This window comes from Streptomyces sp. NPDC001717 (genome assembly GCF_042892775.1).
Classification (GTDB): domain Bacteria; phylum Actinomycetota; class Actinomycetes; order Streptomycetales; family Streptomycetaceae; genus Streptomyces.
Genome location: NZ_JBIAUK010000013.1, coordinates 60548 through 76726, shown reverse-complemented (window position 1 = coordinate 76726; position 16179 = coordinate 60548). Strand labels below are relative to the sequence as shown.

The 16179-nt window shown below is 70.7% G+C and carries 10 protein-coding genes; 4 read left to right on the top strand and 6 right to left on the bottom strand.

Annotated features, from left to right (window positions below; genetic code table 11):
- Positions 1-19 precede the first annotated feature (19 nt).
- Positions 20-871: an alpha/beta fold hydrolase gene (locus tag ACFYZL_RS21625; protein ID WP_384743665.1), complete on the bottom strand. Its 852-nt coding sequence runs from the start codon at positions 869-871 to the stop codon at positions 20-22.
- Positions 872-948: 77 nt separating this feature from the next.
- Between ACFYZL_RS21625 and ACFYZL_RS21620 the strand changes: the two genes are divergently transcribed.
- Positions 949-1560: a sigma-70 family RNA polymerase sigma factor gene (locus ACFYZL_RS21620; RefSeq protein ID WP_388680964.1), complete on the top strand. Its 612-nt coding sequence runs from the start codon at positions 949-951 to the stop codon at positions 1558-1560.
- Between the two features lie 86 nt (positions 1561-1646).
- On the opposite strand, the gene ACFYZL_RS21615 is transcribed toward ACFYZL_RS21620, so the two are convergent.
- Entirely contained in the window at positions 1647-2981 is a 1335-nt protein-coding gene (locus tag ACFYZL_RS21615; RefSeq protein WP_384743683.1) for a radical SAM protein, read from the bottom strand.
- A 120-nt stretch (positions 2982-3101) separates the two neighbouring features.
- Here ACFYZL_RS21615 and ACFYZL_RS21610 point away from each other — a divergent pair, with 120 nt between their 5' ends.
- The gene (locus ACFYZL_RS21610; RefSeq protein ID WP_384743661.1) at positions 3102-4547 is read left to right on the top strand and encodes a glyceraldehyde-3-phosphate dehydrogenase; all 1446 of its coding nucleotides are present in this window, start codon (positions 3102-3104) and stop codon (positions 4545-4547) included.
- A gap of 213 nt (positions 4548-4760) precedes the next feature.
- Here the strand turns inward: ACFYZL_RS21610 and ACFYZL_RS21605 are convergent, their stop codons facing one another.
- On the bottom strand, positions 4761-5945 hold the full coding sequence (locus tag ACFYZL_RS21605; RefSeq protein WP_384593596.1) for a cytochrome P450: 1185 nt from the start codon (positions 5943-5945) through the stop codon (positions 4761-4763).
- Entirely contained in the window at positions 5935-6744 is an 810-nt protein-coding gene (locus ACFYZL_RS21600) for a tRNA-dependent cyclodipeptide synthase (protein ID WP_384743658.1), read from the bottom strand. Before ACFYZL_RS21600 ends, ACFYZL_RS21605 begins: the two co-directional genes overlap by 11 nt.
- A 232-nt stretch (positions 6745-6976) precedes the next feature.
- Here ACFYZL_RS21600 and ACFYZL_RS21595 point away from each other — a divergent pair, with 232 nt between their 5' ends.
- The gene (locus ACFYZL_RS21595) at positions 6977-9667 is read left to right on the top strand and encodes a SpoIIE family protein phosphatase (RefSeq protein ID WP_384743655.1); all 2691 of its coding nucleotides are present in this window, start codon (positions 6977-6979) and stop codon (positions 9665-9667) included.
- 135 nt (positions 9668-9802) lie between these two features.
- Positions 9803-11764 (top strand): flavin monoamine oxidase family protein, encoded by a 1962-nt coding sequence (locus tag ACFYZL_RS21590; protein WP_388680959.1) that lies wholly within the window; start codon positions 9803-9805, stop codon positions 11762-11764.
- A 9-nt stretch (positions 11765-11773) separates the two neighbouring features.
- Here ACFYZL_RS21590 and ACFYZL_RS21585 read toward each other — a convergent pair whose 3' ends face one another.
- Together ACFYZL_RS21585 and katG are read right to left on the bottom strand one after the other, a co-directional pair.
- Positions 11774-13681 carry an NAD-binding lipoprotein gene (locus tag ACFYZL_RS21585; protein ID WP_388680956.1) on the bottom strand — a complete coding sequence of 636 codons (1908 nt, stop codon included), beginning with the start codon at positions 13679-13681 and terminating at the stop codon, positions 11774-11776.
- A 215-nt stretch (positions 13682-13896) separates the two neighbouring features.
- Positions 13897-16104, bottom strand: a complete 2208-nt coding sequence (katG, locus tag ACFYZL_RS21580) for a catalase/peroxidase HPI (protein ID WP_384743648.1) — start codon at positions 16102-16104, stop codon at positions 13897-13899.
- Positions 16105-16179: the final 75 nt, after the last annotated feature.

The window sequence follows — 16179 nt, the reverse complement described above, 5'->3', positions numbered from 1 at the left end:
GTGAGGGGAATTCGAAATCCTACTGTCTCGTACCGCGAGACGAAGGGGTCAGGAAGGCGCTCACGGCGGTCGTGAACCCATCGGCGTCGTCGGTCCACGGGTAGTGCCCGGCCCCCGGCTGGACGGCGAACGCGGCGTCGGGGAACAGCCCGGCGAACTCGCGTGCCAGTGGGGGAGGACTGTTCAGGTCGAACTCCCCGGTGAGCAGCAGTACGGGGTGCCCGAAGGCGGCGAGCGCCGCGCGAGTGCCCTCCGGGTCGAAGGCCCCCTCGGCGCCGAAGCCGGCGACGGCCTCCTCGTTGTCCGGCCGGGAGGCCGCGTGGTGCTCCCGCGCGGCGGCGTCCCAACGCCCCCGGAAGAAGGGTGCGATGGCCTCGGCGTCGCCGCCCCGGCCCTCGGTGAGTTCCACCAGCGCGGCGTACGCCGCGGGGAACCACGGCTCGTGCGCGCGCAGCCGCGCGTACTCCCGCCGCGTCTCCCCGGTGACCTCCAGGTCGACGGCCCGGCTGCTGGGGCCGATCAGGGCGAGCCTGCCGACGCGCTCCGGGTGCCGGGCCGCGTACTGGGCGGCGATGTTCGTGCCGGCGGAGTGGGCCAGCAGGTCCATCCGGGGGAGGCCGAGATGGGCGCGAAGGGCCTCCAGGTCCCCGACGAGCCGGTCGCAGCGGTACGAGGACGGGTCCGCGGGTACCGCGGACCGGCCGGTGCCGCGCAGGTCCGGGACGATCAGTCGGTGGTGCGCGGACAGGCCGCCGAGGTCGCCGAGGTAGGCCGAGTCGGCGGGGCCACCGGGGACGCAGACGACGGGGTCGCCGTCGCCGGTCACGCGGTAGGAGAGAAGGGTTCCGTCGGATGCGGCGAAGGTGGGCATGATCGGATGCTCGCACGCCATAACCAGGTTATACAACCCGGTTATGGCGTGGGTCCGGCCCGGTGTATAAGAGAGCCATGACGGGCGGAGAAGACAGGGGCCGGGACCTCGGGGCGCTGACCGAGGAGCAGGCGGGGCGGATGTTCGCCGAGATGAACGAGGTCATCCGGGCGGGCGAGGAGGCGCGGACCCTGCGCGCCGAGATGATCAAGGTGTTGGCCGGTCGGGGCTGGACCCAGGACAGGATCGCCCGACTCACCGGCATGAGTCAGCCCGCGGTGTCGAAGCAGGTGACGAAGCACGGGGCGGACGGCCCGCCGCCCCCCATGGGGCTCACCCTCGACCAGGGAGACGCGCCGTGGCTCGAAGGGCGCCTGTGGGGTCTCGCCGAGGAGATCGCAGAGACCCTCGGTGACGCCGCCCGCTGTGCGGGCCACGTCCGTGCCGTCGCCCGGGGGAAGAAGCGCTTCGCGCCCGGTGACGTCGACGCACTGCGGCGACTGGTCGAGGAGGACCTGCGGGCGCACCGGGGGGACCTGCCGGGCGGCTACCGGGCCGCCTACGACGCGATCGGCCGCGGCCTCGACGTCCCCTCGAAGGCGGTGGCCGCCGCGCCGGGCGCGACGCCCGGCGTGCGCCGCGCCCTCGCCCGCCGGATCCAGCGCGACCGGCTCCGGGACGGCGCCTGAGTGCCGGTCCACCGAACGGGTCCGGCCGCGGCCGGACCCGCGCGGTGGCGGGAGCGCGCACGCGGCGCGGCCCCCGTGCCGCTGCCTCAGGCGTCGGCGGCCTCGAGCCCCTCCAGGCTGTCCATGAACGAGCTGACGGAGAACACCGCGCGCCCGGGACCGGCCGGACCGTAGCCGGGCGGGGAGCTCAGGCCGAACTCCTCCAGCGTCGCCCGGTAGGCCTCCAGCAGCCGGATGTGGTACTCCAGCGGCGCGCCCAGCGGGTTCGCCTTGCCCAGCGGGGTCGTCGGTTCCGGGCACCAGGTGGTGAAGCGCGGCACGACACCGTTCGACATGAAGAACCGCAGGCCCTCGGTGGTCGACTCGATGGCCTCGCTCACCTTCGTGAAGCCGAAGGGCTCGGCCATCTCGATGCCCGCCACGAAGTTGGGGATCACGTTGCGCGGGCCGAAGATCTCGGCGGAGTCCAGGATCCTGCGGTGCCACTCGTCGCGGCCGACGTAGCGCTCCTTGCCCGGGCAGTGCAGCTCGAACAGCCGGCGGTCCCACACCTCGAAGTTCGGGTGGTAGATCTTGACGCCGTAGTCGTGGAAGCGCTGCACGGCGTCCCGGGGCAGGGCCTGGGCGACGACCTTGCCGGTCCAGCGGCCGGGGAAGCGCTCCTCGATGGCCTTCGCGTAGTGGCCGTAGAAATCGGCCTCGTCGCGGCCGCCGACCTGCGAGGTGATCGAACCGCCGGTCAGGGTGTACGCCCGCGAGGTGCCCGCCGTGTCGTACCGGTCGATGATCTCCAGGGCCTCCAGCACCTCCTCGACCGGCTTCACGCCCGTGTAGGGGCGGCCCGCCGCCTTGTGCTGGCGCCAGTTGTGGTTGATGTCGCAGAACTGGCACTCCTCCTTGGCGCCGAAGTACTGGCACACCCGGAAGACCGTCAGGTAGATCAGGTAGCCCCACTGGATGGTCGGCGCGACCTCCATCACCGACTTGCCGTTCGACAGCTTGTGCCGGTAGTACTCCGGCATCGGCGGCAGGCCGACGTCCGAGATCCGTACGCCGTCCAGGTAGAGGCCGAGCGAGCCGTCCTCGCCGCCCCGCACGACGTAGGGGGAGTCCGGGTTCACCCGTACCGACACGACCGTGCGGCGCAGTCCGTAGGGGCCGCCCGTGAGGACGATCTCCTCCGGTGGGCGGTTCAGCGCGGCGGCCCCGAGCTCGGGCAGGGTCCGGTGGTCGAAGGAGAAGATGAAGTACGACTTCGGCTTGACGTCCCCCGAGGCGCCGTCGGCCGTACCGCTGAGCGCGGACTCGTCGAAGGCCATGCCGCCGCGGAGCAGGTCCTCCTTGATCACGGCCTCTTTGGGCACGTGCGGGAAGCGCTCCATCAGGCCTTCCACCAGCGCGGTACGGCTCTGCGTCTCCATGTGCTGCTCCATCCCTGACTCCTTGAGGATCACTCGCAGCGTAGCCCGAGGGGGGCGAGTGAAAGGGCAGGGGATAAGGTGGTTAGCATATGAGCACCGCCTAGCTCGAAAGATAAACCTGTGACTGTCATTGAGGACTCGTTCAGCAGCTGGAAAAACCGCGAAGAGATCGCGGAGTCGATGATTCCGATCATCGGGAAGCTGCACCGGGAGCGGGACGTCACGGTCCTGCTTCACAGCCGCTCGCTGGTGAACAAGTCGGTGGTCAGCATCCTCAAGACCCACCGATTCGCCCGGCAGATCGACGGTGAGGAGCTCTCGGTCACCGAGACCATGCCGTTCCTGCAGGTGCTCACCACGCTCGATCTCGGCCCTTCGCAGATCGACATCGGCATGCTCGCCGCCGACTACAAGAACGACAGCCGCGGCCTCTCGGTGGCGGAGTTCACCGCCGAGGCCGTCGCCGGTGCCACCGGCGAGAACAAGCTCGAGCGCTCCACCGGCCGTGACGTCGTCCTCTACGGCTTCGGCCGCATCGGCCGACTCGTCGCCCGCCTGCTCATCGAGAAGGCCGGCTCCGGCAACGGTCTGCGCCTGCGTGCCATCGTCGTCCGCGGTGGAGGCGACCAGGACCTCGTCAAGCGCGCCTCGCTGCTGCGCCGCGACTCGATCCACGGCCAGTTCAACGGCACGATCACGGTCGACGAGGCGAACAGCACGATCATCGCCAACGGCAACGCGATCAAGGTGATCTACGCCAACGACCCGTCCGAGGTCGACTACACGGTGTACGGCATCAAGGACGCCATCCTCATCGACAACACGGGCAAGTGGCGCGACCGCGAGGGTCTGTCGAAGCACCTGCGCCCCGGTATCGACAAGGTCGTCCTGACGGCCCCGGGCAAGGGCGACGTCCCGAACATCGTCCACGGCGTCAACCACGACACGATCAAGCCGGACGAGCAGATCCTGTCCTGCGCGTCCTGCACCACCAACGCCATCGTCCCGCCCCTCAAGGCCATGGACGACGAGTACGGCGTGCTGCGCGGTCACGTGGAGACCGTCCACTCGTTCACGAACGACCAGAACCTGCTGGACAACTACCACAAGGCCGACCGTCGCGGCCGTTCCGCGCCGCTCAACATGGTGATCACCGAGACCGGTGCCGCCTCGGCCGTCGCCAAGGCGCTGCCCGACCTCAAGGCCCCGATCACCGGCAGCTCGATCCGCGTCCCCGTCCCGGACGTCTCGATCGCCATCCTGAGCCTGCGCCTGGGCCGTGAGACCACGCGCGAGGAGGTCCTGGACTACCTCCGCGACGTCTCGCTGCACTCGCCGCTGAAGCGCCAGATCGACTTCACCACGGCCCCCGACGCCGTCTCCATGGACTTCGTCGGCTCGCGCCACTCCTCGATCGTCGACGCCGGCGCCACCAAGGTCGACGGCGACAACGCGATCCTCTACCTCTGGTACGACAACGAGTTCGGCTACTCGTGCCAGGTCATCCGGGTCGTCCAGTACGTCTCCGGGGTCGAGTACCCGACCTACCCGGTCCCGGGCGTCTGATCCGGTACCACTGAGCGGTGACGCGACGGCCCCGGCCGGGGAAACCCGGCCGGGGCCGTCGTCGTACGCCCGCGGGCCGCGAACTTCCCGTTCCGGGGCCCGTCCCCTTCCGGGCCCCGCGAGCGGCAATGGAACGGCCCCCGACCGGGTTTCCCCGGCCGGGGGCCGTCTTCCTGCGTCATACCTCGCGCCGAGGACGGCGTCGGCGCGCTGTTACCAGAGCACGGACAGGCGCTCCGGGATGCGCTTCATGAAACGGGTGCGCCACACGAGCTGGTCCACCGGCACGGCCAGGGCGAGGTTGGGCATCTTCTCCAGGAGGACCTCGATGGCGATCTCGGTGTGCCGCTTGCCGAGGGCCGTGGCGGGGCAGTAGTGGCCGCCGCCGCCGAAGGAGAGGTGCTGGTGGGCGTTGTCCCGGTCGATGTCGAACTTGTGCGGGTCCGGGAACACCGACGGGTCGGTGTTGGCGCCCTCGACCAGGACGAGGCACAGCTCGCCCTTCTTCACCAGGACGTCACCGAGCTGGACGTCCTCCGTGGCCAGGCGGGGCAGGCCGTCGGCGATGGAGAGGTTGACGCGCAGCAGCTCGTCCACCGCGGTCGGGATCTTCTCCGGGTTCTCGCGCAGCTGCTCCCACACGTCGGGGTTCTGCAGGAGCGAGAAGATCGCCATGGTCAGGAAGCCCATGGTGGAGATGACGCCGGCGCCGAAGAAGGTGACGCCGACCGTGGCCAGCATCTCGTCCGTCAGGTGCGCGTAGTCCGGGTCCTCGCGCAGGGCCGCGAGCTCGGCCATCAGACCGACCGTGGCCGGGTCGTCGAGGCGCTCGACCATGTACGCCATGTCGCGGTCCCAGTTGAGCTTGGCACCGGTGACGGGGCAGGCCGAGTTCATGAACGCGATGTCGAGGCTGTTCGCCAGCTTCGGCGCGTCCGCCTGCGGGATGCCGAGGATGCGGCAGTGCAGGTTCTCGGAGTACGGGTTGGTGAACTGGCCGCGCAGGTCGACCGGGGCACCGTAGGCCAGCATGCTGTCGACGAGGGCGTTGGCCTCGGCCCGCATCCAGTCGTTCAGCCCGGGGGCCTTGGGGTTGATCGCCTTGAGCACGGCCTTGCGCAGGCCGGCGCCGGTGATGTTGCCCATGTTGTTGACGACCTCGGGCGGGATCGTCAGCGCGTACTGACGGGGCACGCCGGGGGCCGAGGTGTCCTTGAGGCTGAACCGCGGGTCTTCGAGGACCTGCTTGCACAGCTGATACGAGGACACCAGCCAGGCCTCGTCCCCGGCTATCGTCCGGACCTTCTTGACCGGCTCGGAGCGGAGCTGCTCGACCTCGGCGGGGATCTGGTCGCCGCGGGCGGAGAACGGGAAGTCGAGAATGGTGTCAGTGCTCATCGAACGTTCCTTCGGCGGGGGTGATGACGGCGTGACCCTGGTTGCGGGAGGCGCGCAGGCCGGAGCCGCGCGAGTACAGCAATTCCGCCATCGGCAGGAGCTGGTGGTAGCAGTTGAGCGAGGACGGCACGCCCATGATCGCGGGCGTGTCGAGGAAGAGCGGCGCCTCGGCGCACACGTACTGCAGGCAGACTTCGCGCTGCCGGGTGGTGGCGGTCTCCCCGTTCAGCACCTTCGAGGAGAGGAACGAGTCCACGAGCTCGCCACACGTGGCCAGGAACTCGGGGTCGTTGTCCAGCCGGCTGGTCAGGTCGGCGTGGAGCGCCTTGTAGGCGGGGATCTCGGTCAGCGCCGACATCGGGCGGGCGCGCAGGCGCTCGCCGGAGGGGTCGGCCTCGGCGGCGGCGTTGTTGACCTTGGCGCGGACTCCGCGCAGGTTCTTGACCGCCTTGCGCCGTGCCTCGATCTCGTCGTAGCCGAGGGCTTCGTACATCTCGGCGACGTACAGGTCGGTGTAGATGATGTCGACCTGATCGAAGTTGCGCATGCCCCACTGCGCGAGATCGAGAACGCGCTGGGCTGAGAAATAACTATTACCGGGAGAGATGCCGATGACCGCATGATCGCCCTCATTGTTGATGACTTCGCAATGAGGGGTGTACGGCCGGACAGTGAAGACTTCGGTCGCTGTCGTCAACGGGTGTCTGGTCCTTCGCGCCGCGAGTCCCAAGAGGGCCTTGTGCCCGAGGTGTAGCGGCGACGTGACAGAAGGTACCCGAATTTGAGTGCGACGTTCCATGGCTTCTGGTCGGTAACTCCGTTGCCGGACCTCGTGGTTGCATCTTCCTATTTCTTTCGGTCGGCCGATCGTCAAAGATTGGAATTCAAGAAAATGAGACACTCGCTCGTTCTTTTTTCGTCACTCCTGGTGATTTATCGGACGCGTGTCGCGTCTGTCGTGAGCCATCGACGCCCGGAGGTGCTACAACTGGGGGCGTGACCATTCCTCGCCACCCGTGCCGGGTACGTCGGTGCGGTCACCTCTAGGCATCCGGTTCAGGAGCGTCGCCGGCCAGGTATTCGTCCTCCAGGTGACGATCGTGGTGTTGCTCGCTGCCGGAGCCCTGCTGGCCCTCCTGCTCCAGTCGAGCCACGACGTCGACCGCGAGGCACGCAACCGGTCGGTGTCCGTCGCGCAGACGTTCGCGCACTCCCTGGGCCTGCCGGCCGCACTGGAGTCGAGCCACCCGGCCGCCATCCTGCAGCCCCTCGCCGAGGAGACCCGCAAGGCCGCCAAGGTGGACTTCATCGTCGTGATGGACACCAACGGCATTCGCTACAGCCATCCCAAACCGGACCGCATCGGCAAGCGGTTCGTCGGCACGATCGAACCCTCCCTGGCGGGCCGGGTCTACACCGAGAGCGTGAAGGGGCCGCTCGGCAAGGAGATCCAGGCGGTGGTGCCCGTCACCGACGCGCAGGGCAAGGTCATCGGGCTGGTGTCGGCCGGCATGACCGTGAAGAACGTGAGCGGTGTCGTCGACCGCCAGCTCCCGGTGATCCTCCTGGCCATCGCCGGCGGCCTGGCCCTGGCCACCGCAGGCACGGCGCTGATCAGCCGCAGACTGCGCCGCCAGACCCACGGGCTGGGCACGCAGGAGATGACCCGCATGTACGAGCACCACGACGCGGTGCTCCACGCCGTCCGCGAAGGGGTGGTGATCACGGACGGCGACGGGCGGCTGCTGCTGGCGAACGACGAGGCCAAACGCCTCCTGGGCCTGCCGGACGACGCCGAGGGGCGCCTGGTCACGGAGGTGGTGGGGCTCGACCGCCGGATGGCGGACCTGCTGCTCTCCGGCCGGGTCGCCACCGACGAGGTCCTGGAGAGCGGCGAGCGGCTGCTCGTGGTCAACCAGCGGCTCACGCACCCCGGCGGCAAGCCGGAGGGCGCCGTGGCCACCATCAGGGACTCCACCGAGATGCGCGTGCTGACCGGCCGGGCGGAGACGGCCCGCAGACGGCTGAAACTGCTCTACGACGCGGGCGGTGACATCGGAACCACCCTCGACGTCGTACGAACCTCCGAGGAACTCGCCACCGTCGCCGTCCCCCGCTTCGCGGACTACGTCACCGTCGACCTGGCCGCCGCCGTCCTCGACGGGGACGAGCCGGGACCGGGCGCCGACATGCGGCGCACGGCCGTCCACGGCGTCCGCAGCGACCACCCGCTCTACCCCCGCGGCCGCCTGATCGACTTCCTGCCGTCCACCCCGCAGGCCATCGGCTACGGCACCGGCGAAGCGGAGCTGGTGCCCGACCTGAGCGACGCGCCGGGCTGGCAGGCCCAGGACCCGCCGCGGGCCCGGGCCATCGTCGACTACGGAATCCACTCGCTGATCGCGGCCCCGCTCAAGGCCCGGGGCGTCGTACTCGGAGTGGTCAACTTCTGGCGGGCGCGCAAGCCCGAACCCTTCGACGAGGACGACCTGTCACTCGCCGAGGAACTCGTCGCCCGGGCGGCGGTCAGCATGGACAACGCCCGCCGCTACACCCGCGAGCACGCCCTCGCCGTCACGCTCCAGCGCAGCCTGCTGCCCCGGGCCCTGCCCGAGCAGAGCGCCGTCGACGTGGCCCATTTCTACCTGCCCGCGCAGTCCGGGGTGGGAGGCGACTGGTTCGACGTGATCCCGCTGCCGGGCAGCCGGGTCGCCCTGGTCGTCGGCGACGTCGTCGGTCACGGCCTCCACGCCGCCGCCACGATGGGACGGCTGCGCACGGCGGTGCACAACTTCGCCTCCCTCGACCTGCCGCCCGACGAGATCCTCGCCCGCCTGGACGACCTCGTACAGCGCATCGACCACGACGGGGAGGTCGGTGACGGCGCCGGCGGTGTCATCGGCGCCACCTGCCTCTACGCCGTCTACGACCCCGTCTCCCGCAGTTGCACGGCGGCGCGGGCCGGGCACCTGCCGCCCATGGTCGTCGCCCCCGACGGGACGACGACCATCATCGACCTGCCGGCCGGGCCCCCGCTGGGCCTGGGCGGCATGCCCTTCGAGACCGCCGAACTGGAACTGGCGGAGGACAGCCAGCTCGTCCTGTACACGGACGGTCTCGTCGAGGAACGCAACCGGGACATCGGCGAGGGCCTGGAACTGCTCCGCACCGCCCTCAGCCGGCCCGACCGGACCCCCGACGAGAGCTGCCGGGCCGTACTCGACATGATGCTGCCGCCCCGGCCCACCGACGACGTGGCGCTGCTCATCGCGCGCACCCGCACCCTGGGCCCGGACCGGGTCGCGCAGTGGGAGGTGGCGTACAAGGCCAGCGCGGTCAGCGCCGTACGCAACGCGGCGGCGAGGAAGCTGGAGGAGTGGGGCCTGCCGGAGCTCTCCTTCGCCACCGAGCTGATCCTCAGCGAGCTGATCACCAACGCCGTGCGGCACGGTCGCGCGCCGGTACGGGTACGGCTCCTGTACGACCACACCCTGACCTGCGAGGTGTGGGACGGCAGCAGCACCGCCCCGCACCTGCGGTACGCCGCCACCACGGACGAGGGCGGCCGGGGCCTGTTCCTGGTCGCGCAGCTCAGCGAGCACTGGGGCACCCGCTACACGGCCGAGGGGAAGGTCATCTGGGCGCAGCAGGCCCTGCCCGGCGCCCCGGGTCGCGCGGAACCGCCCGACCTGTGGGACTTCATGGACGTCGAACCGCTCTGACGCCCGGCGCCGGGGCGGCCGTGCGGAATCCCGTGCGTCAGCGCCCGGTTGACCGCGCCGCACGTCCGGGTGGTTGTTCGCCCGCGGAGGGGCTTTCGGGCACCCGGGCATCCGAACGGCCGCAAGAGTTGGTCCATGATCACGGACCCGCTCCCCACGCCCGAACCCCCTGCCGAGCCCACCCCGGAGCCCGGGCGACGGCCCTCCCGCCGCACCGTCATCGCGGGCGCGGCCGCCGTGGCAGGCGCCGCCACGCTGACGGTCGCCGCCGCCTCGGCCGAGACCCCGCAGGTCCCCACGGGTTCGGCCAGGCCCGACTGGGAAACCTGCCTCACCATCGCGCGGGCCATCCTCGTACGGGACGAGAACGACCGGCCGCTCGTCCCGCGCTACGGGGACATCCTGCTGAAGAACGGCCTGCCCGAGCAGCGCGGCGGCGCGGGCCGCCCCGGCAGGAAGGTGCTGATCGTCGGCGCCGGTCCCGCCGGACTCACCGCCGCTCACCTGCTGCGCGAGGCCGGACACCGGGTCACGGTCATCGAAGCCAACGCGAACCGCGTGGGTGGCCGGATCAAGACCTTCCGCACGGGTGGCCACGAGAAGGCCGCAGCGCCCTTCGCGGACCCCAAGCAGTACGCGGAGGCCGGGGCCATGCGCATCCCCGACAGCCACCCGCTGGTCACCGGGCTGATCGACGGCCTGGGCCTGAAGCGCCGGCGCTTCCACCTGGTCGACGTCGACGGAGCCGGCCGCCCCGCGTACCGGACCTGGATCCACGTCAACGGCATCCGGGTCCGCCGGGCCGACTACGCCCGCGATCCGAAGGTCCTCAACCGCTCCTTCGGAGTTCCCGCGGCCTACGAGTCCGTGCCGGCCGCGCAGATCGTCCGGGGCGCCTTCGCCCCCGTGCGCGGGGAGATCGAGGGCAAGAAGGACAGGGAACTCGTCGAGGGCTGGGCGCGGGTCGTCCAGCGCTACGGCCACATGTCGATGTACCGCTACCTCACCGAGGAGGCGAAGCTCGACGAACGGACCATCGACCTGATCGGCACCGTCGAGAACCTCACCTCCCGCCTGCACCTCGCCTTCATCCACAGCTTCATCGGGGCCTCGCTGATCAGCCCCGACACCGCCTTCTTCGAACTGCCCGGCGGCACCGCCACGCTGGCCGACGCGCTCTACGCCAGGGTCAAGGACCTCGTACGGCTCGACCGCCGTGCCACGCGGATCGCGCACGGCGACGGGAAGGTGAGCATCGACACCGTCTCCGAGGGCCGGGACGGCACCGTGCGGCGCGAGACCTTCACCGGCGACACCGCGATCATCACCGTCCCCTTCTCCGGGCTGCGGCACATCCCGGTCACGCCCGCGCTCTCGTACGGCAAGCGGCGCGCGATCACGGAACTGCACTACGACGCGGCCACCAAGGTGCTGCTGGAATTCAGCCGCCGCTGGTGGGAGTTCGACGAAGCGGACTGGAAGCGCGAACTGGAGGCCGTGAAACCGGGCCTCTACCGCAGCTACCAGATCGCGAAGACCCCGGCGGACGGGGGTCTCCTGGGTGCCCACCCCTCCGTCCCCAAGGGACACGTCTCCGAGGCCCAGCGCGCCCACTACGCCGCCTGCCGCGTGGTCAGCCGCGACCAGCCCGAGGCGGCCGGAGTCATCGGCGGCGGCTCGGCGACCGACAACCCGAACCGCTTCATGTTCCAGCCGTCCCACCCCGTGGAAGGCAGCCAGGGCGGAGTCGTCCTCGCCTCCTACAGCTGGTCCGACGACGCGCTGAAGTGGGACTCCCTCGACGACGAGGAGCGCTACCCGCGCGCGCTCGCCGGGGTCCAGGAGGTGTTCGGGCAGCGGATCGAGGTGTTCTACACGGGAGTCGGCCGCACCCAGTCCTGGATGCGCGACCCCTATGCCTACGGCGAGGCCTCCGTACTGCTGCCCGGCCAGCACACCGAGCTCTTCCCGCACGTCCGGGCGCAGGAGGGCGACCTGCACTTCGCGGGCTGCCACACCTCGATCAAGCCGGCGTGGATCGAAGGCGCCCTGGAGTCGGGCGTACGGACCGCTCTGGAGGTCCACCTGGCCCGGTAGGGCCCGCCGTCATTCCTCGGCGAGGACGATCACCCAGTCGTCCTCGCCGAAGCGGACCCGCCGGCGCTTGTCCGGGTTGATCCGCACACCGAAGTCGGGGCCGGTCGCCGCCCGCGCCCGCAGGCGGTAGCCGACCGCGCATTCACGGCGGCGGCGCGCCGCCTCGACGACGGTGGCGAAGGCGACCTCGGAGCCGGCCCGGACGTAGTCCGTGGCCGGCTTCAGGTGGAGCTCGTTCCCCTCCGCCTCGAACAGCTCGGCGAAGACCCGCGCGAGGTGGGGGCCCTCCGAGATCTGGGTCATCAGCAGGCTGATCAGCCGGCCGCTCACGATGAAGTCGGCGCCCTCCCGGGCGGGAGCGAGGAGCCGGTTGCCGTCGTCCGACATCTCGGTGGTGAGCGACAGTCCGCGGTCCGCGGCCTCACCGATGGCCCGCAGGTGCAGCAGCGTGACCAGCGTCCTGTCGTCCGTCCGGGACCCGGTGTCGGGATCCGCGGCCCACTCGGCCCCCGTCCCCGTCCCCGTCTCCTCGGCGAGGACGATCACGCTGTCGTACGACGCCACGTCGAGCTTGGCCAAGGCCGCCGGATCGGTGATGTCCCCGTCGCGGAACGTCACTTCGAGCCGCCGGCGGGGCGCGGTGGCAACGTCACGGGCGCCCTGCGCCACGACGTCCAGGGTGCTCCCGGCGGCCACGTACCGGTCCAATTGGTCGACGACGATCGGGGCGCGTCGGTTCCAGCCGAGCAGGAGGAGGCGTTCGGACAGCGGGGTCCGGGGGAGGGGCGTGACGATGGCCTCCTCGTCCACCCAGGAGCCCACGTCCACCTGGACGGCCGTGTCGTCGTCCCGAGAGACGACGAGGAGCGAGTCGCCCGCACCGATCGGTGTGCCCGGATCCGGGTTGAGCGCCGCCTCGCCGTCGGCGCGCAGCAGGCCGACCACCGAGGAGGTGGCGAAGGACAGCAGGGCCTCGCCGAAGGTGCGGCCCGCGAGGGCCCGGGCGGGGGTGGCGTAGAACTCGTCGCCCTCGAAGTCCAGCAGCTCCTGGTACACGAGGGAGAGGCCGGGCTGGCGGGCGGTCTGGACGAGGAGCCGGGCGACGATGTCGTCCGCGCACAGGACGTGTCCGCCCCGCCCGGCGGCGAGCCCGGCGGTCACGTGGTTGCGCGCGTCACGGACCGCCGCGACCACCACTGCCCCGCCGTCACCGGGGACGGCAGCGTCGAGGGCGAGCAGGGTCTTCACCACATGGGTGTCACCGGCGTCCCCGCCGGAAGGCAGGACCAGGACCGCCTTGGCCGTCCGCGGACTCACCCGGCGGAGCTCGGTGGGGTCGGTGGTACTGCCGTTGCGGCAGATGATCCGGGTCGTACCGGTGTCGGGGACGCGGGCGGAGATCTCGTCCTCCATCTCCACCTTGTCCTTCGGGGCGAGGACGGCCACGGCGGCGCGGCGCCGGTTGGCGTTGGCGGCCACCAGCTCCCCGACCACGGGGAAGACCTGGTCCGACCACCCGAGGACCACGGTGTGCCCGGCCTCCAGCACGGTGGAGTGGCCGCGGCGCAGCGACATGAGGCGCTCGTTGATGCCCGTGGTGATCAGACTGACCAGGGTCGACACGAAGAGCAGGGCCACCAGCGCGAGCGTCACGGAGGCCAGCACGTGGAGCGGGGAACCGATCGCGCCCCCGATCTTGAGGGTCTGGCCGACGCTGACCCACACCGCCGTGAGCCGTCCGGCGAGGGTGGTCGGGGGCGTCCGGTCGGACCAGACGAGCACGGCGCTCGCCGGGATCACCACGGCCAGGCAGCCGAGGGCGAGCCAGCCGATGAGCCCGGCCGTCCCCCCGGCCACCAGATGGTCGAACCGGTACCGGAGCCGCGAGCGCAATGACGTCGTGTGGTGCTGCGCCACGCGGACTCCCGAGCATGAGACGTGCCAGTCGGCGGCTGCCCGCCGCCCTCGGCCCACCCTAGGGAATCGCCGCGGGGCATCGCGCCCCGCGGCCCGCGGCCTCACTCAGAGGTGTGAAGCATCCACGGGCGGGACCGCCGTCGGGCGACGGCGGTCCGCTTCGGCGAACGCGTCGGGGCCGGCCCGCACGCGCGGGCCGGCCCCGACACGGGCGATCAGACCAGGTCGAACCGGTCGAGGTCCATGACCTTGACCCATGCCGCGACGAAGTCCTTCACGAACTTCTCCTTCGCGTCGTCGCTCGCGTAGACCTCCGCGAGCGCGCGCAGCTCGGAGTTCGAGCCGAAGACGAGGTCGGCACGGGTACCCGTCCACTTGACCGCGCCCGAGGCGTCACGGCCCTCGTACTCGTCCTGCGCCGAGGACGTCGACTTCCACGTCGTGCCCATGTCGAGCAGGTTGGCGAAGTAGTCGTTGGTGAGGGTGCCCGGACGGTCCGTGAAGACGCCGTGCTTCGAGCCCGCGTGGTTGGCGCCCAGGACGCGCAGACCACCGACGAGGACCGTCATCTCGGGAGCGGAGACGGTCAGCAGGTTCGCCTTGTCGACCAGCAGGAACTCGGCCGGCAGACGGTTGCCCTTGCCGACGTAGTTGCGGAAGCCGTCGGAGGACGGCTCCAGGGCGGCGAAGGACTCGACGTCCGTCTGCTCCTGCGTGGCGTCGACACGGCCCGGCGTGAACGGCACCTCGACCGCGACGCCACCGTCCTGCGCGGCCTTCTCGACGGCCGCGGAGCCCGCGAGCACGACGAGGTCGGCCAGCGAGACCTTCTTGGCGCCGGCGTTGAAGGACGCCTGGATGCCCTCGAGGGTGCGGAGCACCTGCGCGAGGTCGTCCGGGTTGTTGACCTCCCAGTTGCGCTGCGGCTCCAGGCGGATGCGGCCGCCGTTGGCGCCGCCGCGCTTGTCGCTGCCGCGGAAGGAGGAGGCCGCGGCCCAGGCCGCGGAGACCAGCTGGGAGACCGTGAGGTCCGAGCCGAGGATCTGCTCCTTGAGGGAGGCGATGTCCGCGGCGTCGATCAGCTCGCCTTCGCGGGCCGGCAGCGGGTCCTGCCACAGCAGGGTCTCGGCCGGGACCTCCGGGCCGAGGTAGCGGACGACCGGACCGAGGTCGCGGTGGGTCAGCTTGTACCAGGCGCGGGCGAAGGCGTCCGCGAACTGGTCGGGGTTCTCGTAGAAGCGGCGCGAGATCTGCTCGTAGACCGGGTCGAAACGCAGCGACAGGTCGGTGGTGAGCATCGTCGGGAGGTGCTTCTTCGACGCGTCGAAAGCGTCCGGGATGATCGCCTCGGCGTTCTTCGCCACCCACTGGTTCGCGCCGGCCGGGCTCTGGGTGAGCTCGTACTCGTACTCGAACAGGTGCTTGAAGAAGTCGTGGCCCCACTTGGCGGGCGTGGTGGTCCAGGTGACCTCCAGACCACTGGTGATCGAGTCGGCGCCCTTGCCGGAGCCGTACGTGCTCGACCAGCCGAAGCCCTGGGCCTCCAGCGGCGCACCCTCGGGGTCGGCGCCGACGTTGTCCGCCGGGCCCGCACCGTGGGCCTTGCCGAAGGTGTGGCCACCGGCGATGAGGGCGACGGTCTCCTCGTCGTTCATCGCCATCCGGCGGAAGGTCTCGCGGATGTCGCGAGCGGCCGCGATCGGGTCCGGGTTGCCGTTGGGGCCCTCGGGGTTCACGTAGATGAGACCCATCTGGACCGCGCCGAGCGGGCTCTCCAGCTCACGGTCGCCCGTGTAGCGCTCGTCGCCGAGCCAGGTGGTCTCGGGGCCCCAGTAGACGTCCTCGTCGGCTTCCCAGACGTCGGCGCGGCCACCGGCGAAGCCGAAGGTCTTGAAGCCCATCGTCTCCAGGGCGACGTTGCCGGTGAGGATCATGAGGTCGGCCCAGGAGATGGACTGGCCGTACTTCTTCTTGACGGGCCACAGCAGACGGCGGGCCTTGTCCAGGTTGCCGTTGTCCGGCCAGGAGTTCAGGGGGGCGAAGCGCTGCTGGCCCGCGCCCGCGCCACCGCGGCCGTCGCTGATGCGGTACGTGCCGGCGCTGTGCCAGGCCATGCGGATCATGAGCGGGCCGTAGTTGCCGAAGTCGGCCGGCCACCACTCCTGCGAGTTCGTGAGGACCTCGGCGATGTCCCGCTTTATCGCGGCGAGGTCCAGGGCGGCGAACGCCTCGGCGTAGTCGAACTCCTCGCCGAGCGGGTTGGCCACGGCGGGGTTCTTCGCGAGGATCTTCAGGTTGAGCCGCTCCGGCCACCACTGGCGGTTACCGCCGCCCTGGGTGGGGTGCGAGGCTCGCCCGTGCGCGACGGGGCAGCCGCCGGCCTCGGCGTTCGCGTCTACTGCGTGCGCGTTGTTCTCAGACATGGGAATCCTTCCGGACCCGGGGGGTCATGGTGCTGCGAGGAGCTACATGCGGTGGAGCGGTCCGTGCATGTCCGT

What these genes read in the sequence shown, in the direction of transcription:
- ACFYZL_RS21590 (WP_388680959.1), top strand. Translation starts at nt 9,803, where the DNA reads ATGATCACGGACCCGCTCCCCACGCCCGAACCCCCTGCCGAGCCCACC.
- ACFYZL_RS21615 (WP_384743683.1), bottom strand. Translation starts at nt 2,981, where the DNA reads ATGGAGACGCAGAGCCGTACCGCGCTGGTGGAAGGCCTGATGGAGCGC.
- ACFYZL_RS21620 (WP_388680964.1), top strand. Translation starts at nt 949, where the DNA reads ATGACGGGCGGAGAAGACAGGGGCCGGGACCTCGGGGCGCTGACCGAG.
- katG (WP_384743648.1), bottom strand. Translation starts at nt 16,104, where the DNA reads ATGTCTGAGAACAACGCGCACGCAGTAGACGCGAACGCCGAGGCCGGC.
- ACFYZL_RS21605 (WP_384593596.1), bottom strand. Translation starts at nt 5,945, where the DNA reads ATGAGCACTGACACCATTCTCGACTTCCCGTTCTCCGCCCGCGGCGAC.
- ACFYZL_RS21625 (WP_384743665.1), bottom strand. Translation starts at nt 871, where the DNA reads ATGCCCACCTTCGCCGCATCCGACGGAACCCTTCTCTCCTACCGCGTG.
- ACFYZL_RS21600 (WP_384743658.1), bottom strand. Translation starts at nt 6,744, where the DNA reads ATGGAACGTCGCACTCAAATTCGGGTACCTTCTGTCACGTCGCCGCTA.